19 protein-coding genes are annotated in these 17,604 nt (G+C 72.4%); 15 read left to right on the forward strand and 4 right to left on the reverse strand.

The features are described from left to right. Positions 1-155 precede the first annotated feature (155 nt). Entirely contained in the window at positions 156-1,145 is a 990-nt protein-coding gene (locus tag BIV03_RS19145) for a hypothetical protein (protein WP_071295654.1), read from the reverse strand. Positions 1,146-1,340: 195 nt separating this feature from the next. On the opposite strand from BIV03_RS19145, the gene BIV03_RS10485 reads away from it, so the two are divergent. The 10 genes from BIV03_RS10485 (at position 1,341) to BIV03_RS10530 (ending at position 10,973) form a co-directional block, all read left to right on the forward strand. Next, the gene (locus BIV03_RS10485) at positions 1,341-2,081 is read left to right on the forward strand and encodes a hypothetical protein (protein ID WP_071295655.1); all 741 of its coding nucleotides are present in this window, start codon (positions 1,341-1,343) and stop codon (positions 2,079-2,081) included. 25 nt (positions 2,082-2,106) lie between these two features. After that, positions 2,107-3,084: an HAD-IIA family hydrolase gene (locus tag BIV03_RS10490; RefSeq protein WP_071295656.1), complete on the forward strand. Its 978-nt coding sequence runs from the start codon at positions 2,107-2,109 to the stop codon at positions 3,082-3,084. Positions 3,085-3,094: 10 nt separating this feature from the next. Then, on the forward strand, positions 3,095-3,304 hold the full coding sequence (locus tag BIV03_RS10495; RefSeq protein WP_139199341.1) for a hypothetical protein: 210 nt from the start codon (positions 3,095-3,097) through the stop codon (positions 3,302-3,304). After that, on the forward strand, positions 3,297-4,142 hold the full coding sequence (locus BIV03_RS10500) for a TlyA family RNA methyltransferase (protein WP_254790849.1): 846 nt from the start codon (positions 3,297-3,299) through the stop codon (positions 4,140-4,142). The genes BIV03_RS10495 and BIV03_RS10500 overlap by 8 nt, the downstream gene beginning before the upstream one ends. Next, on the forward strand, positions 4,139-5,065 hold the full coding sequence (locus BIV03_RS10505; protein WP_070417894.1) for an NAD kinase: 927 nt from the start codon (positions 4,139-4,141) through the stop codon (positions 5,063-5,065). The genes BIV03_RS10500 and BIV03_RS10505 overlap by 4 nt, the downstream gene beginning before the upstream one ends. Then, complete coding sequence (gene recN, locus BIV03_RS10510) at positions 5,062-6,756, forward strand: DNA repair protein RecN (RefSeq protein ID WP_071295658.1); 1,695 nt, start codon at positions 5,062-5,064, stop codon at positions 6,754-6,756. Before BIV03_RS10505 ends, recN begins: the two co-directional genes overlap by 4 nt. A gap of 173 nt (positions 6,757-6,929) precedes the next feature. Beyond that, positions 6,930-8,645: a CTP synthase gene (locus BIV03_RS10515; protein ID WP_071295659.1), complete on the forward strand. Its 1,716-nt coding sequence runs from the start codon at positions 6,930-6,932 to the stop codon at positions 8,643-8,645. A gap of 128 nt (positions 8,646-8,773) precedes the next feature. After that, positions 8,774-9,349, forward strand: coding sequence for an NUDIX hydrolase (locus BIV03_RS10520; protein WP_071295660.1), 576 nt, complete (start codon positions 8,774-8,776; stop codon positions 9,347-9,349). Then, on the forward strand, positions 9,346-9,927 hold the full coding sequence (locus BIV03_RS10525; protein ID WP_071295661.1) for a DUF1349 domain-containing protein: 582 nt from the start codon (positions 9,346-9,348) through the stop codon (positions 9,925-9,927). Before BIV03_RS10520 ends, BIV03_RS10525 begins: the two co-directional genes overlap by 4 nt. 32 nt (positions 9,928-9,959) lie before the next feature. Further along, on the forward strand, positions 9,960-10,973 hold the full coding sequence (locus BIV03_RS10530) for a site-specific tyrosine recombinase XerD (protein ID WP_071295741.1): 1,014 nt from the start codon (positions 9,960-9,962) through the stop codon (positions 10,971-10,973). Between the two features lie 51 nt (positions 10,974-11,024). On the opposite strand, the gene BIV03_RS10535 is transcribed toward BIV03_RS10530, so the two are convergent. Beyond that, on the reverse strand, positions 11,025-11,504 hold the full coding sequence (locus tag BIV03_RS10535; protein WP_139201935.1) for a DUF2510 domain-containing protein: 480 nt from the start codon (positions 11,502-11,504) through the stop codon (positions 11,025-11,027). Between the two features lie 91 nt (positions 11,505-11,595). On the opposite strand from BIV03_RS10535, the gene BIV03_RS10540 reads away from it, so the two are divergent. Continuing rightward, positions 11,596-12,165, forward strand: coding sequence for an ASCH domain-containing protein (locus BIV03_RS10540; RefSeq protein WP_083403356.1), 570 nt, complete (start codon positions 11,596-11,598; stop codon positions 12,163-12,165). Between the two features lie 7 nt (positions 12,166-12,172). Here BIV03_RS10540 and BIV03_RS10545 read toward each other — a convergent pair whose 3' ends face one another. Further along, entirely contained in the window at positions 12,173-13,210 is a 1,038-nt protein-coding gene (locus tag BIV03_RS10545) for an LLM class flavin-dependent oxidoreductase (RefSeq protein WP_071295663.1), read from the reverse strand. A gap of 50 nt (positions 13,211-13,260) precedes the next feature. Between BIV03_RS10545 and BIV03_RS10550 the strand changes: the two genes are divergently transcribed. Beyond that, positions 13,261-13,593, forward strand: a complete 333-nt coding sequence (locus BIV03_RS10550; protein WP_071295664.1) for a TraR/DksA C4-type zinc finger protein — start codon at positions 13,261-13,263, stop codon at positions 13,591-13,593. A 130-nt stretch (positions 13,594-13,723) separates the two neighbouring features. Continuing rightward, entirely contained in the window at positions 13,724-14,167 is a 444-nt protein-coding gene (locus tag BIV03_RS10555) for a TIGR02611 family protein (protein WP_070417903.1), read from the forward strand. An 18-nt stretch (positions 14,168-14,185) separates the two neighbouring features. Here BIV03_RS10555 and BIV03_RS10560 read toward each other — a convergent pair whose 3' ends face one another. Continuing rightward, positions 14,186-15,442: an MFS transporter gene (locus tag BIV03_RS10560; protein WP_071295665.1), complete on the reverse strand. Its 1,257-nt coding sequence runs from the start codon at positions 15,440-15,442 to the stop codon at positions 14,186-14,188. 111 nt (positions 15,443-15,553) lie between these two features. Between BIV03_RS10560 and BIV03_RS10565 the strand changes: the two genes are divergently transcribed. Continuing rightward, the gene (locus BIV03_RS10565) at positions 15,554-15,928 is read left to right on the forward strand and encodes a helix-turn-helix transcriptional regulator (RefSeq protein ID WP_071295666.1); all 375 of its coding nucleotides are present in this window, start codon (positions 15,554-15,556) and stop codon (positions 15,926-15,928) included. Between the two features lie 68 nt (positions 15,929-15,996). Then, on the forward strand, positions 15,997-17,604 hold the full coding sequence (locus tag BIV03_RS10570) for a methyltransferase (protein ID WP_071295742.1): 1,608 nt from the start codon (positions 15,997-15,999) through the stop codon (positions 17,602-17,604).

The raw sequence follows: 17,604 nt of genomic DNA on the forward strand, positions 1-17,604 counted from the left end.
TAGGACGCCGCCGGACTCAATTTAGTAAGAAGATGTGGCCATCGGCCCTCCATCGAGAACTCGTAGGGGAGACCCTCGTTCTCGGGAGGCCGGTGGCTACTTCTGTTTCTGCCGCACCTCGCTCGACTCGTGCGCTCGTTCGTGATGGACTGGGTTCACGCGTACGGGCGGGACAGTGCGGCGCCGACACACACAATGACACAGCGGACGATGGCCTGGGCGAGCGCTCGGGCACGCAATGAGGAGCAACGGTGGCGAACGACGACGATCAGCGGCGGAACGACGGCGATCGTGGAGACCGACGAGGTCGCGATGGCGACCGGTCCCCTCGGCGTGACGGTGGGAACCGTTGGTCGTCCGGGCCGCGCGACTTCGAGCGCCGCGAGGGCGACCGGCGCGATGCTCCCCGGCGCGATGGGGATCGTCCTGCTCGGGATGGTGGTCCGTCCCGTGACGGGGCGCGCTCCTACCGGGACGGCGATCGTCCGTTCCGAGATGGTGGCCGGCGGCCCGCCTGGCGTGGTGACCGTGACGACTCGAGTCGTCCTCCTCGTGGTGACGGTCCGCGCAGCTCGGATCGTCCTGCTCGTGACGGGGATCGCCCGTTCCGTGGGGGTTCCGACCGTCCTCGTCGTGATGGTGACCGTCCGTTCCGGTCGGACCGTCCGGCTCGCGATGGGGATCGTCCCCGTCGTGACGGGGACCGTCCGTTCCGTGGTGGCGACGACCGTCCGCGTCGTGACGGGGACCGTCCGTTCCGTGGTGGCGACGACCGTCCTCGTCGTGATGGTGACCGTCCGTTCCGGTCGGACCGTCCGGCTCGTGATGGCGACCGTCCGTTCCGTGGGGGTGCCGACCGTCCGCGTCGCGATGGTGACCGCCCGTTCCGTGGTGGCGATGACCGTCCGCGTCGTGATGGTGACCGTTCGTTCCGGTCGGACCGTCCCGCTCGTGATGGCGACCGCCCGTTCCGTGGTGGCGATGACCGACCGCGTCGTGATGGTGACCGTCCGTTCCGCTCGGACCGTCCCGCCCGTGACGGCGACCGACCCCGTCGTGACGGGGACCGTCCGTTCCGCGGCGCCCAGGACCGTGACCGCGGCGGCCGCGACGATCGTCAGCGCTTCGGCGACGGCAGCCGTCACGCCGGTGCGCGGTTCGGCGAGGCCTCGCGGGACGACTGGGAGGACCGCGACCCCTACGGCACCAAGTCGATCCGCCCTCGCCACGAGGACCCGGAGATCCCCGAGGACATCCAGGCACGCGATCTCGACAAGGTCGCCCGGGCGGAGCTCAAGACGCTCAGCAAGGACAACGCCGACTGGGTCGCCCGTCACCTCGTGGCCGCGGCACTCCTGGTCGACGAGGACCCCGATACCGCGAACCAGCACGCACTGAGCGCGGCTCGTCGAGCCGGCCGGGTCGGCGTCGTCCGTGAGACGGCGGCCATCACCGCGTACCGCCTCGGTGACTTCGCGACGGCGCTGCGGGAGCTCCGGACCTACCGACGCATCTCGGGCCGGAACGACCAGCTGCCGATGATGGTCGACTGCGAGCGTGGGCTCGGCCGTCCCGAGCGGGCGCTCGAGCTCGGCCGGTCGGTCGACCGCGCGGCGCTGGACACGGCCGTGCAGGTCGAGCTCGCCATCGCCATGTCCGGTGCGCGCCTCGACCTCGGGAATCCCACAGCCGCACTCGGCGAGCTGGAGATTCCACAGCTCGACCCGTCCACTGCCTACAGCTGGTCCCCGGCGCTCTACAGTGCTTACGCGGCCACGCTCGAGGAGCTCGGCCGCCAGGACGAGGCCGACGAGTGGTGGGCCCGTGTCGATCGTGCGGCAGCGGCCCTGGCCGAGGTCGCCGACGAGAACGCTTGGGAGACAGTTGATGTGGTCGAGGAAACGCTCGAAGTCGAAGGACCCGCAGACGAGCTCGCCGGAGCCGTCGACGACGAGCCCGACGCCGAGCTCGCCGACGAGCCCCTCGGTGACGAGCCCGACGACGACGAACCGGCCGGAGACGAGCCCGGCGAGATCGACGACGACAACCCCTCCGACGTCGACGGGTCCGCAGCCGACTGACGCGCCGAAGCCGCCGACGGACGGTGTGGACGTCGTCCTCACCGACCTCGACGGCGTCGTGTACCGCGGCCGCAACGCGATCCCGCACGCGGTCGAGGCGCTGACCCGCGCCTCCCTGACCGCCCGCGTCGGCTACATCACGAACAACGCATCGCGCCGACCGGTCGACGTCGCGGAGCACCTCGAGCGGTACGGGCTCGAGGTGTCCGAGGACGACGTGGTGACCTCGTCGCAGGCGGGCGTCCGGCTGCTCGAGACGCTCGTCCCCGCGGGTGCGACGGTGCTCGTCACGGGTGGTCTGGGGCTGACGAGCATCGTCGAGGCAGCGGGCTTCACCGTGACGTCCAGCGCCGAGGACGCGCCGGCCGCGGTCATCCAGGGGTTCTCCCCGGACCTCGGGTGGACGCACCTCGCCGAGGCGTCCTTCGCCCTGGCCGACCCGGACGTGCCGTGGGTCGCGACGAACATGGACTGGTCGATCCCGGTCGAGCGCGGCATCGCGCCCGGCAACGGCACGCTCGTGTCCGCCGTGCACCAGGCCGTCGGTCGGATGCCCGTGGTCGCCGGCAAGCCCGAGCGGCCGATCTTCGACGCAGCCCTCGCGCGCTTCGGTGGTGAGCACCCGTTGTTCATCGGCGACCGCCTCGACACGGACATCAAGGGCGCGAACGACGCCGGCATCCCCAGCGTCCTCGTCCTCACCGGGATCGACAAGGCCAAGCAGGTGCTCGCGGCCGACCAGCGGTCGCGTCCCACGTACATCCTCGGCGACCTCCGTGGCCTGTCCGAGCCCTACCCGGTGACGATCCGACGGGAAGACCCGGACGGCACCCGCTACGCCACGGTCGGTGCCGTCACGGTGGCGATGCGCGGCCACGTCGTGCGGGTGCTCGACGACGGCGACGCGATCGACCTGCTCCGCGCCGGGACCGCCCTCATCTGGGAGTCCGGGCTCGCGATCTACGGACTCGACGTCGACCCGAAGCTGTACGGCGGCGAGTAGCGTGACCGACGTGTCGAACGACGAGCGGGACCCCGAGCGCGACGCCCGCCCGGGCGACCCGGACCAGGTGCGGACGGACGACCACGCCGTGACGGACGACTTCGGGCAGCGCACCGCCGCGGCCGAATCGCTGCCACTGGCCGAGCGCGCCGATGCGTTCTCCGCGCTGCACGACGAACTGCGGACCCGTCTCGAGAGCGGCGGCAGCACGAGTGCCTGACGAGCACGGCAACGGCGACGAGACACTGCAGGACGAACGGCCCGTCCGGCTCGATGCCCTCCTCGCTTCCCGCGGGCTCGCGAAGTCCCGCACGGCAGCGTCGAAACTGATCCAGGACGGCCGCGTGACCGTCGCCGGCACCGCGATCGTCAAGCCGTCGGCGCCGGTGCGGCCATCGGCCCCGATCCACGTCGCCGGTGCGGACGAATGGGTGTCGCGTGCTGCGCTGAAGCTCCTCGGCGCGCTCGACACGTTCGGCGTCGATCCGTCGGACCGTGTCGCGCTCGACGTCGGTGCGAGCACCGGGGGGTTCACCCAGGTGCTCCTGAGCCGCGGTGCACGACGCGTGGTGGCGCTCGACGTCGGGCACGGGCAGCTCGACCCCGTCGTAGCGCTCGACTCCCGTGTCGCCGTCGTCGAGGGCACGAATGCGCGCAACCTCACGGCCGAGGCCTACCTCGCGCTCGACCCCGCCGCGGCCGAGACGAGCCTCGTGGTGGGGGACCTGTCGTTCATCTCGCTCCGGCTCGTCCTGCCGGCGCTGGTCGAGTCCGTCCCCGCCGACGACTTCGTCCTGCTCGTGAAGCCGCAGTTCGAGGTCGGCCGCGGTGGTGTCCGTGAGGGCATCGTCCGTGACCCGGCGCTCCGGAACGACGCGCTCATGAACGTCCTCTGGGCAGCGTGGGACCTCGGTCTGGGCACCTCGGGGCTCGCGGCGTCGCCGATCGTCGGCACGCACGGCAACCACGAGTACCTGGCGCGTTTCCAGCGGGATGTCGGTACCAATCCGACAGAATGGATCGTCCGGGCGACCGAACTGACGGAAGGGACGGCATGAGCGACGACCGGCACATCCTCCTGGTGTCCCACACGGGCCGCCGCGACTCGATCGACGCTGCGGTCGAGGTCTGCGACCTCCTGCACGCCGCCGGTCTCGTCCCGGTCATGCCGTTCGACGAGTACGCCGACATCCGCCGCGCCGAAGCCTCGGTCGGGCAGGTCGACATCCTCGGCGTCGACGTCCAGGCCGACCAGCTCGAGATCGTCATCGTGCTCGGTGGCGACGGCACGATCCTCCGCGCGGCCGAGCTCGTGCGCGGGACGGGCGCCCCGATCGTCGGCGTCAACCTCGGACACGTCGGGTTCCTCGCCGAGAGCGAGCGGGACGGGCTCCGGGCGACCGTCGAACGAGCCCTGTCCGGCGAGTACCACGTCGAGGAACGCGTCACCCTGCAGGTGGACGTCGTCGTCGGCAACGAGGTCGTCTACTCGTCCTGGGCGCTGAACGAGGCGACCATCGAGAAGGCCTCCCGGGAACGCATGCTCGAGGTCGTGACCGAGGTCGACGGCCGCCCGCTGTCGTCGTTCGGCTGCGACGGTGTGGTCGTGTCGACCCCGACCGGCTCCACGGCCTACTCGTTCTCCGGGGGCGGGCCGATCGTCTGGCCCGACGTCGACGCGCTCCTCATGGTGCCGCTGAGCGCCCACGCCCTCTTCGCGCGGCCGATCGTGGTCGGCCCGGACTGCACCCTCGCGATCGAGGTGCTGCGTCGCACGAGCGGTGTCGGCGTCCTGTGGTGCGACGGTCGACGCACGCACGACCTCCCTCCGGGTGCCCGCGTCGAGGTCCGGCGCTCGCCGGACCCGGTGCGTGTGGCCCGCCTCAAGGACGCCCCGTTCACCGATCGGCTCGTGGCGAAGTTCCAGCTCCCCGTCGCCGGGTGGCGCGGCCCGCAGCAGGACGACGAGGACACCCTGTGATCGAGGAGATCTCCATCTCCGACCTCGGGGTCATCGGCGAGACCACCCTCGAGCTCGGCCCCGGCTTCACCGTGGTGACCGGTGAGACCGGTGCGGGCAAGACGATGATCGTGACCGCGCTCGGGCTGCTCCTCGGCGCCCGTGCCGACGCGGGGTCCGTCCGCCGCGGCGCGTCGACCGCCGTGGTCGAGGGGCGCTGGCACGTGCCCGAGCACGACGCCGTCGCCGAACGTGTCGAGGACGCCGGTGGCACCGTCGAGGACGGCGAGCTCATCCTGACGCGCACGGTCTCGGCCGAAGGTCGCAGCCGTGCGACCGTCGGCGGCCGCAGCGCTCCCGTCGCGGTGCTCGGCGAGCTCGCCGACCAGCTGGTCACCGTGCACGGACAGTCGGACCAGATCCGGCTGACCTCGGCGACCGCGCAGCGTGCCGCACTCGACGGCTTCGGCGGTCCGGCGCTCGAGAAGGTCCTCGCGGCGTACGTGCGGGCCTACGACACCTGGCAGCAGCACACCGGCGAGCTCGAGACCCTCACCCGTGACCGTGACGACCGGGTGGCCGAGGCCGAACGCATCCGCGCGGCGTCCGACGAGATCGAAGCGGCGGACCCGCAGCCCGGCGAAGACGTCGAGCTGGCCGACCGCGCCGAGCGCTTGGGGAACCTCGAAGAACTCCGGTTGTCCGCGGGCCTCGCGCACGAAGCCCTCTCGAGCGAGTCGCTGGACGGCGTGCAGGACGTCGTGGGCCTCGTCGAGTCCGCTCGCCGGGCGATCGAGCGGGTCGCGGGGTCCGACGCCGAACTGCAGCCCGTGCTCGAGCAGCTCACGGAGCTCGGCATCCAGGCGTCCGAGGCCTCCGCGAGCCTGTCGAGCTACCTCGGCTCGCTCGAACCCGACGCCGGCCACGACCTCGAACTCATCAACGAGCGGCGGGCCCTGCTCGCCGGCCTCACGCGCAAGTACGGCGAGACCGTCGACGACGTGATCGCCTACGGGCAGCGCGCGAGTGATCGGCTGCTCGAACTGGACGGCGACGACGACCGCATCGTGGCACTGCAGCAGGCGGTCGAGCAGGACGAGCAGACGCTCGCCGGCGCCGCCGCGGCCCTGACGACGGCACGGACCAAGGCGGCGAAGGACCTCGCAAAGCGCGTCACCGCCGAGCTGAAGTCCCTCGCGATGGCCGGGGCGACCCTCGTGGTCGAGGTCTCGGACGCGGGCGACTACCGGCGCCACGGCCGCGACCAGGTGTCGATCCTGCTGCAGCCGCACTCCGGTACCGACCCGCGGCCGATCGGCAAGGGTGCGTCGGGTGGCGAGCTCTCCCGCGTCATGCTGGCGATCGAGGTGGTCATGGCGGGCAGCACGACGGTGCCGACGTTCGTCTTCGACGAGGTCGACGCCGGCGTCGGAGGCGCGGCGGCGATCGAGATCGGTCGTCGTCTGGCGAAGCTCGCGGAGCGCACGCAGGTCATCGTCGTGACGCACCTGGCGCAGGTGGCGGCGTTCGCGAACAACCACCTCAACGTCGTGAAGGACGCCAGCGGGGCGGTCACGTCGTCGAGCGTCCGTCGCCTCGAGGGCGAGGACCGTCTGCAGGAGATGGCGCGGCTCCTCTCCGGGCTCGGGGACAGCGCCAGCGGCATGGAGCACGCGCGCGAGCTGCTCGACGTCGCCGGCCAGAATGCCTGATCGCGTCGCCGCACGCCGATCCAGGAGGCGCGGCTCGCGCCCGCCTCGCGCCGTGCGGCGGACCTCGCCGCACGGCGCGACCACGGCCCGGAGACCCGGCCACACGCCCGACGCAACGCCCACGGCGAACCGAGGTCGCGCCTCCTGGCAGTTCTGACGTACGATGGAATCCCGTGGCGGACACTCTCAGCGGCGGAACCAATTCTTCGAACGCGACCCCGAAGGTGACGAAGCAGATCTTCGTGACCGGCGGGGTCGTCTCGTCCCTCGGCAAGGGCCTGACGGCGGCCAGCCTCGGCAACCTCCTCACGGCTCGCGGCCTCAAGGTCGTCATGCAGAAGCTCGACCCGTACCTCAACGTGGACCCGGGCACCATGAACCCGTTCCAGCACGGCGAGGTCTTCGTGACCGACGACGGCGCGGAGACGGACCTCGACATCGGGCACTACGAGCGCTTCCTCGACATCAACCTGTCGCAGTCCGCGAACGTCACGACCGGCCAGGTCTACTCGACGGTGATCGCGAAGGAGCGTCGGGGCGAGTACCTCGGCGACACTGTGCAGGTCATCCCGCACATCACCGACGAGATCAAGCGTCGGATGCGCGAGCAGGCGCAGAACGACCCCCAGCCCGACGTCATCATCACCGAGGTCGGCGGCACGGTCGGCGACATCGAGTCCCAGCCCTTCATCGAGTCGGCGCGGCAGGTCCGCCACGAGCTCGGCCGCAACAACGTGTTCTTCGTGCACGTGTCGCTCGTCCCGTTCATGAACGCCTCGGGCGAGCAGAAGACGAAGCCGACGCAGCACTCGGTGGCCGCACTCCGCTCGATCGGCATCCAGCCGGACGCGCTGGTCCTGCGGAGCGACCGTCCGGTGTCGGATTCGAACAAGAAGAAGATCGCGCTCATGTGCGACGTCGACGAGGACGCCGTGGTGAACGCGGTGGACGTGCCGTCGATCTACGACCTCCCGACCCTGCTGAACAACCAGGGCCTCGACCAGGTCATCGTCGACGCGCTCGGGCTCGCGGCGGGTCCGGTCGACTGGACCTCGTGGACCCCGGTCCTGCGTGCCGTGCACGAGCCGAAGAAGGACGTCACGATCGCCCTGGTCGGCAAGTACATCGACCTGCCGGACGCGTACCTGTCGGTCACCGAGGCGCTCCGCGCGGGTGGCTTCGCGCACGACGCGAAGGTCACGCTGAAGTGGGTCGTGTCCGACGACTGCACCACGCCCGAGGGCGCGGCGAAGCAGCTCGGCGACGTCGACGGCATCTGCATCCCCGGCGGGTTCGGCGTGCGCGGCATCGAGGGCAAGCTCGGCGCATTGAAGTTCGCGCGTGAGCAGGGCATCCCGACGCTCGGCCTGTGCCTCGGCCTGCAGTGCATGGTCATCGAGTACGCCCGGCACGAGGTCGGCCTGACCGACGCGTCGAGCACCGAGTTCGACCCGGAGACCTCGACGCCGGTCATCGCGACCATGGCGGAGCAGGTGGACATCATCGCGGGCGGCGACCTCGGCGGGACCATGCGCCTCGGCCTCTACCCGGCGACGTTCACCGAGGGGTCGCTCGCGGCATCGCTGTACGGCGCTCCCGAGGCGTCCGAGCGGCACCGTCACCGCTACGAGGTGAACAACAAGTACCGCGAGCAGATCGCGGACGCCGGCCTGGTGTTCTCGGGCACGTCGCCCGACGGCACGCTGGTGGAGTACGTCGAGCTGCCGCGCGAGGTGCACCCGTTCTACATCGCCACGCAGGCGCACCCCGAGCTGCGCTCGCGTCCGACGGACGCGCACCCGCTGTTCGCGGGGCTCGTCGGTGCCGCGATCGAGCGGCACGAGGCGTCGAGCCTCTTCGACCCGCAGGAAGAGGAGCAGGTCGCGTAACGCGAGTGGTCTCTGACTGGAGGCGCGGTGCCAGCTGGCACCGTCCTCCCTCGCAGGCTCGGTCGGCGCGCCCCGCGCAACGCTTCGCGTTGCCGCCGAGCGGGGCGCGCCAGTGCCAGGATGGTCGCGTGACTGACGCACCCATCGCTGACGAACCCGCCTCGTTCGAGGTCACCGAGTCCACCGTCGTGTACGAGGGCGCCGTCTGGGACGTGCGCCGCGACAGCATCGCGTACCACGACGAGACGATGGTCCGGGAGTACATCGAGCACACCGGTGCCGTCGCGGTCTACGCCGAGGACGACGACGGCCGCGTGCTCGTCATCCAGCAGTACCGGCACCCGGTGCGGATGCGCGACTGGGAGCTGCCGGCGGGGCTGCTCGACATGGCGGGCGAGGACCACCTGACCGCGGCGCAGCGCGAGCTGGCGGAGGAGGCTGACCTCGAGGCCGACGACTGGGAGCCGCTCGTCACCTACAACACCTCGTCCGGCGGCAGCGACGAGTTCCTGCAGATCTACCGCGCCCGTGGGGTGCGCGCGACCGCGACGGCGTTCGACCGCGAAGCCGAAGAGGCCGACATCGTGAAGCGGTGGGTGCCCCGGGCCGAGCTGGTCGAGGCGATCCTCGACGGTCGGCTGCACAACTCCGGGCTCGTCGTGGCCGTGCTCGCGGTGGACGCGCTCGAGCGGCGCGCGGCGTGAGCCTCGCGGCGCTGCTCGACCAGGGGCGGTGGACGCACGAGCCCGTTGCGGCGACGCTCGACGGCGACGTCCTGCGGGTGACGGCCGTCGAGGGCAGTGACGCCTGGCGCACCACCTCGTACGGCTTCGTGCACGACTCCGAGCACGCGCTGCTCCGCCCGGTCGACGGGGCGTTCTCGGTCGAGGTGTCGTTCGTGCTCGACTACACGGAGCAGTTCGACCAGGCGGGGGTGTTCCTGCGGGTCGACGAGCGGAACTGGATCAAGGCCGGCGTCGAGTTCGCCGACGGGACGCCCCAGGTCGGAGCGGTCGTCACGCGCGATGCGTCGGACTGGTCGGTGGCCCCCGTGCCGGAGTGGACCGGGCGGGTCGTCACGGTCCGGGCCAGCCGCGACGGCGATGCCGTGACGATCCGGGCGTGGGCGGACGACGAGCCGCCGCGGCTCGTGCGGGTGGCGTACCTCGACCCCGATGCCCCCGTGTCGGCGGGGCTGCTCTGTGCGGCACCGTCCCGCGCGGGACTGACCGTCGCCTTCACCGGGTTCCGCGTGGGGGAGCCGGACGGGTCGCTGCACTGACGCTCCCCGAGCGGCGCTAGCCTCGTGGGGTGATCCCGTTCGAGCGTGCCACGGAGACGTACCTGCGGCACATCGCGATCGAGCGGGGGCTCTCGCAGCACACGCTGTCCGCGTACCGGCGGGACCTGCTGACGTTCGCGTCGTGGCTCGCGACGGCTCCGGTCGTGGAGTCGGACGGCGCCGACCGTGCCGGGGGACCGGCGGTGCTCGACGACGTCGGGAGGATCGCGCGCGCGGACCTCGCGGGGTTCGTGGAGCACCTCGCGACCCGACCGTCCGGGCCGCTCGCGCCGAGGTCGGTGGCACGCATGCTCAGCTCGGTGCGGTCGTTCACCGCGTTCGCCGCCGGCGAGGGGTGGCTCCAGCTCGACCCCGGCGCGTCCGTGCGGCCGCCGAAGGCCCCGATGCGGCTGCCGAAGGCGATCTCGGTGCACGACATGGAGCGGCTGCTCGGGGCCGCGTCCGCCGGGTCGCCCGACGGTGCCGCCGACGACCTCGTGGGGCTGCGGGACCGGGCGTTGCTCGAACTCCTCTACGCCACGGGAGCGCGCATCTCGGAGGCCGTCGGGCTCTCGGTCGACGACGTGACGACGCTGTCGGACGGCTCCGGTGACCTCGACGACGGGCTGTCCGTCGTCAAGGTCACCGGCAAGGGCAACAAGCAGCGGGTGGTGCCGCTCGGCAGTTTCGCGCGGGCGGCGATCGACGCGTACCTCGTGCGGGCTCGCCCGGTGTTCGCGGCACGGGGAGCGTCGACGCCGGCGCTGTTCCTCGGCGCCCGGGGCGCACGGCTGTCACGGCAGAGTGCGTGGCTCGTGATCCAGGCGGCAGCGGAGCGTGCGGAGCTCTCCGAGCACGTGTCGCCGCACACGTTCCGGCACTCGTTCGCGACGCACCTGCTCGAGGGAGGAGCGGACGTGCGGGTCGTGCAGGAGCTGCTCGGGCACGCGAGCGTTGCGACGACGCAGATCTACACGATGGTGACGGCGGACATGCTGCGGGACGTGTACCAGACGGCGCACCCGCGGGCGCGGCGTACTTCGTGAGCAGGAACGGTCGGGTCGCCTGAGGGCACCAGACCGTTCCTGCTCACGAGGTCAGAACACGTGGAACTGCGCGGACGCCGCCACGGCAGCCGTCGCCACCGCGAGGACCAGGGCGCTCGCCGAAGCACTGCGCGCCAGCACCCGCCAGCCCCCGGTCGCCCCCGGCCACGCGACGCCGAGCAGCCCCGCCACGATCGCCGCCGCACTGCTCGCTCCCCAGGGGTTCACCACCACGGAGGCCGCCGCGAGCAGCACCGCCAGGGTCGAGAACGCACTGAACCGGTGGACGCCGGAGCCCCCGGACGCCCAGGAACGCGTCCGGATCGCCGCCGGCTGCACCGAGAAGGACGGTCCGACGGGCGCGACGACCACCGGGACGATCGGCTCGGTCCGGCTCGGCAGCACCCGTGTCGCCGCTCCCCAGGCACGCCCGTCCCACCAGCGCAGGCGGCTCGCGTCCTGCGGATCGGGGAACCAGCCGGCGGCCGGCAGCGTCACGGGGTGCTCCTCGGGGTGCGTGGGAAGGTGCACGTCGACGCTACGGGAGTGCGGGAAGCGGCCACAGTCCCAGCCCGGGTGTCGGCAGGAAGGGGGACCACCCGCGTGCAGTAGCGTCGAGCGGGTGACCTCGACGCTCGACGACTTCTGGCGTGACCGGCGCGACGAGCGACCGGAGTTGCCGACGGCCCTGCCGGAGGCGTGGTCGTTCGGCGCGACGCCGGCGCAGGCGGACGATCTGCTCGACCTCGTGCTGCGCGGGGTGAAGGGCGGGACGGCGTCGTCGTTCTGGGACTACGAGGCGTCCGGGGACCGCGTGCCGGAGGTCGGGGACATCGGCATCGTCACGGACTCCACCGGGGCACCGCGGGCGGTCGTCGAGACGACGAGCGTCCGGATCGTCCCCTTCGACGAGGTCGATGCGGACCACGCCCGGGCCGAGGGGGAGGGCGACCGGACGCTCGCGCACTGGCGCCGGGTGCACGAGGCGTACTGGCGCGCGTACTCGGAGGACCTGCGCGGGTTCGATCCGCGGATGCCGGTCGTGTGCGAACGCTTCCGGCTCGTCTGGCCCGCACCGGCGACGACCCCGCCCGCACCGGCGACGACCGCGCCCGCACCGGCGACGACCGCGCCCGCACCGGCGACGACCCCGCCAGCCCCGCCGACCCCGGACCCGACCGCCGTCGCCTGACCGCCCGTCAGGCCGGGACGGGCGCCGCGTCCACCTCGCGCATGACGTCCTTCACCGAAGCGAGCAGCCGGGCGTTGAACTCGACGCCGAGCTGGTTCGGCACCGTGACGAGCACGGTGTCGGCAGCCCGCACGGCCTGGTCCGCCGCGAGCTCGGCCACCAGGTCCTCCGGCGACCCGATGTACGACCGGCCGAACCGTGCGAGCCCGCCGTCGAGGTGCCCGACCTGGTCCTGGCCCTCGACCTGTGCCCGGACGCCGAAGTAGTGCCGCGACTCGTCGTCGATGATCGGGATGATGCTGCGGGACACCGAGACCCGAGGGGTCCGCTCCCAGCCGGACTCGGCCCAGACCCGACGGAAGCGTTCGATCTGCTCGGCCTGGAGCTCGTCGAACGGCACACCGGTGTCCTCGGTCAGCAGGGTCGACGACATGAGGTTCATGCCCTGCTCGGCCGTCCACTCCGCGGTCGCCCGGGTGCCGGCGCCCCACCAGATGCGGTCGCCGAGCGAGTCGGAGAGCGGCGAGATCGGCAGGGACCCGACCGAGCCGGTCATCTGCGGGTTCGCGTTCGCCATCGGTTCACCGGCGATAGCACGCCGGAACACCGACGTGTGCGCACGGGCCATGTCCCCGCCGTTCTCGTCGGAGGCGTCCGGCACGTAGCCGAACTGCTGGTAACCGGCGAGGGCGGTCTCGGGTGAGCCCCGGGAGACGCCGAGCTGCAGCCGACCGCCGGAGATGAGGTCGGTCGCAGCCGCCTCCTCCGCCATGTACAGCGGGTTCTCGTAGCGCATGTCGATGACGCCGGTGCCGATCTCGATGCGGCTGGTCTTCGCTGCGATCGCGGAGAGCAACGGGAAGGGCGCCGCCTGCTGGGGCGCGAAGTGGTGGACGCGGAAGTACGCGCCGTCGACGCCAGCCTCCTCGGCGGCGACCGCGAGGTCGATCGCCTGGACCAGGGCCTCACGACCGCTGCGCACCTTCGACCCCGGCACGTCGCGCCAGTGTCCGAACGACAGGAACCCGATCTTCGTCATGTCGATACGAACGCATCCGACAGCACTGCCATTCCGGGCCGACTACGGTGTCCGGCATGGACGACCCACGTCAGGCACTGGTCGCGGAGCGGGCGCGCAACGAGCGGCTCCTCGCGGACGTCGAGCGGAGCATGCGGGACGTCAGCGACGCCCGGCAGGACGCCAACTCCGACGACGAGCACGACCCCGAGGGCGCGACCCTCGCATGGGAGCGCGGCTCGCTCGGCGCCGTGCGGGACGACGCCCGCGAGCGGATCCGGTTGGTGGACGCCGCGCTCGCGCGGCTCGACGCCGGGACCTACGGCCGCTGTGCGGTCGGTGGGGAACCGATCCCGGAGGCGCGCCTCGCCGCCGTCCCGTGGGCCGCGACCTGCGTGGCGCACGCGTGACGCGCCTCCTGGCCCGCTCCGTCCGACGGGAGGCGCGGGTCGGCCCCGCCACGCGCCTCCCGTCACGGACGCACCGCACGTCCACCGCGCGCGCCGCGGTTTCCCAGCCGCGCGCCCTACATTGCGGCACATGGAAGGCGACCCGAACGACCGGACCGACGCGGTCGAACGTGCCGAGACGCCGCACCGGCGGTTCCAGTGGTTCCACGACGTCCGCGCCTGGATCCACGCGCGTCCCCACCTGCACCTCTTCTACAAGGTGCTCGTCGGGATCGTCGGCGGGCTCGTCGTCGTGATCGGGCTGATCCTCGTGCCGCTGCCCGGGCCGGGGTGGCTGGTGGTCTTCATCGGGCTGACGATCCTCGCGAGCGAGTTCCACTTCTTCCACCGGATCATCACGTGGCTCCGTGCCCAGCTGCACCGCTTCTGGGACTGGGCGAAGGCGCACGGGCCGCAGTGGCTCCGGAACGCCGCCGACCGCGGCAAGGCGGACGTCGACGCGGCGCACACCGGTGCTGCTCGGACGGTCGGGGTGCGCGGGCGCGGCGCGAAGCGGGCGCGCCCCGGGCACTGAGGCGAGCGCCCGTCGCGCCTACTCGGCGGGGGACACCCGGACCGAGCCGGTGCAGGTGCGCTCGAGCACCTCGGCGGCCTGCTCCTCGACCGCGGCGGCGTCCCGCGACACGAGCTGCAGCACGAGGGCGACGACCGCGGCGAGGACGATGAACGCCCCGTACCCGGCGATGACCGGCACGAGCCCGACGGTCGGCTCGAGCAGCCCTCCGACGACGGCCGGCACGCCGAACGCCAGGTAGCTCACGACGTAGATCGTGGAGAGCAGCCCCGCACGGTGCGTCGGTGCCGCGGTGGCGAGCAGCATCCGCAGCGGTGCCTGGAACCCGGCGCCGAAGCCCACGCCCGCGATCGCACTGCCCACGACGAGCCCGGGCAGGGAGTGCGCCATCACGAACGCCACCGTGACGATCGGTCCGAGCACGAGGGCGACCAGGCCGATCAGGACCGCACGACGGGCGTCCATCCGCTGCGTCGCGAGGCCGGTCAGCGCGCCGACCCCGGTGACGACGGCGATCAGGGCACCGGCGGCGAAGTGGTTCGTGATGCCGAAGACCGCGCCGAGCGCCGAGGGGACGATTGACAGGAACATCCCGCCGAGGGCCCAGCTCGCGATGAGCGATCCGGCGACGCTGCGGAACAGCCGCCGCGAGGACCGGGGCACGCTGATCCGGGGGACCAGGGAGCGGAGGGCACCCGGTCGCGGGGTGACCCGCTCGGGGACGACGACGAGTGCGATCACCATGAGGACGAGCAGCGCCCCGAAGAGCAGGTACACGAGCTGCTCGGGCGCGGGACCCCACTGCACGAGGGCGCCGCTCGACATGGCACCGGTCGCGAGGGCGATCGGCGGGATGACGCCGTTCAGCACCCCGGCGAGGGTGGGGAAGCGCTCGAGCGAGTTGTCGATGAGCGCCGCTCCGAGGGCGCCGATGAGCAGTCCGACGGAGACGCCCTGCACGATGCGGTCCACGATCAGTGCGCCGACACCGTCCGCGACCGCGAAGAGCCCGAGGGACAGCGCGACGCCGAGGCCGCCGACGACGAGCACGGGCTTGCGGCCGACGTGGTCGGACAGGCGCCCGGCGACGAGCAGGCTGGCCAGCAGCCCCGCGACGTAGATGGCGAACACGCCGGTGAGCATGAGCGGGGTGAGGTGCCACTCCGCGGCGTACACGGGGTAGATCGGCGAGGGGACCGCCGACGAGGCGACGGACACGAGGAGCATCGCCGCGAGGATCCAGAACCCGGCGACCGAGCGAGCTGACTGCGCCATGTGCGCCACCTTCCGTTGCGAGCGGGACAGTACGAAGAGAGTCGTACAGTATCGAGTCGTGCTGTACGACGCAAGTCGTACTACGAGCGGAACGGTGGTAGCGTCCCGTCCATGCCCGCGACCGTGGATGCTCCCGAACACCTGCCGCAGCCGACCGTGGCCGAGATGGACCTGCCGGTCGTGATGGACGCCCTGAGCGACCCGATCCGGCTCGCGATCCTGCACCGCTACCTCGTCGACGCCGCCGGTGGCATCCGCAGCTGCGGCTGGGTCGGCATCGACCGGCCGAAGTCCACGCTGACCCACCACTTCCGCGTCCTGCGCGAGGCCGGGCTCCTCGAGCAGCACCAGGAGGGGCTCACCCGGTCGAGCCGCGTCCGCATCGAGGACGTCGAGCAGCGGTTCCCCGGGCTCCTCGACCTCGTGTTCGCGTGGGAGGTCCCCGCTGCGCTCATGCGCACGGACCTCGTCGAGGGCGCCGCGTGAACGCCGCCGCCTCCGCCGCGTCCGCCGACTCCGCCGCGTCCGCCCGGACCCCGCACACGCTCCCGACGATCGGCGCCGACGACGCTGTCACCGACGCGCTGCGCCAGGACCTGACCGACGCCGGGTTCACGGTCGAGCGGGTCGACGCCCTGTGGGGTGCCGAGGCCGCCGCGTCGCTCCACCGCGGTTCGCGCGTCGCGGCGCTCCGGGCGCTCGCCGCTCGCGACACGACACCGCTCGGCACCCTCACGACGCTCTTCGTGCTCGGGCTCTCGGTCCGTCGCGCCGACGCGGACGCCGCGTTCCCGTCCGCCGGCGTGCAGTCCGTCGAAGCGAGCGGCCTGGTCCGCGTCGACGCCGACTCCGTCGCTCCCGCCGTGGACCTCCGCCCCTACGCCTTCGTCGACGACCTCGGTGCCGGCAGCTGGTGGATCGTCTCGGACCTCGGCGAACTCGCACTCGGCACGGCCCTCGGCGAGGAGCACGTCCTCGGCATCGGCGGTGCCACCACGACGCTCTCCGGCCTGCAGGTCCCCGTGCCCGTCCGTCGCGTGCTCGACCTCGGCACGGGCTGCGGCATCCAGGCGATGCACGCCCGACGCTTCGCCGACGAGGTCGTCGCCACCGACATCTCCCGCCGGGCACTCGACATCGCCCGGTTCAACGCGCAGCTCAACGGCATCGACGGCATCGAGTTCCGCTTCGGCTCCCTGTTCGAGCCGGTCGCGGGGGAGCGCTTCGACCGCATCGTCTCGAACCCGCCGTTCGTCATCACGCCCCGCAGCGAGGGCGTCCCCGCCTACGAGTACCGCGACGGCGGCATGGTCGGCGACGCCCTCGTCGAGACCGTCCTGACCGGACTCGGCGAGCACCTCGAACCCGGCGGGACCGCGCAGCTGCTCGGCAACTGGGAGTACCACTGGGGCACGGACGGCCTCGACCGCGTGCGGTCCTGGTTCGAGCGGGCCGACGCCGACGGACTCGGGCTCGACGCCTGGGTCGTCGAGCGGGAACGGCAGGACCCCACCGCCTACGCCGAGACGTGGATCCGGGACGGCGGGACGAAGCCCGGGACGCCCGAGTTCGACCGGCTGGTCGGCGCGTGGCTCGACGACTTCGCCGACCGTCGGGTGACCGGCGTCGGCTTCGGGTACGTCGTGGTCCGGAAGCCCCGGCCGGGGCCCACGCGGGCCGGTTCCGGCGCGTCGCGGAGCCTGCGGAGCGACGTGGCGGCCGAGCCCGTGGGGAGAGGCGCGGCGCACCTCCGCCGCTTCGAGCGCGTCCCCGAGACACTCGGCTCCAACCCCGCGGGTCTCGGCGCGACGGTCGCGCGGGTCCTCGACGCGGCCGCGTGGCTCGCCGCGCACGACGACGTCGCGCTCGCCGCCGCCCACCTCGCGGTCGCCGGCGACGTCACCGAGGAGCGCTTCTACTGGCCGGGCAACGACGACCCGACCGTGATGACGCTCGTGCAGGGTGGCGGACTCGGACGCCGCGTGGACGCCGACACCGCGCTCGCCGCGTTCGTCGGGGCCTGCGACGGGGAGCTGTCGGTGGCGGCGATCGTCGGCGCCCTCGCGCAGATCACCGGGGTGGACGAGCAGGTGCTCGCCGCCGACCTGCTGCCGGCGGCGCGCGACCTGGTGCTCGACGGCCTGCTCGTCCCGGCCGCCTGA

Origin of the sequence: Curtobacterium sp. MCBA15_016 (assembly GCF_001865105.1) — a bacterium.
Classification (GTDB): Bacteria; Actinomycetota; Actinomycetes; order Actinomycetales; family Microbacteriaceae; genus Curtobacterium.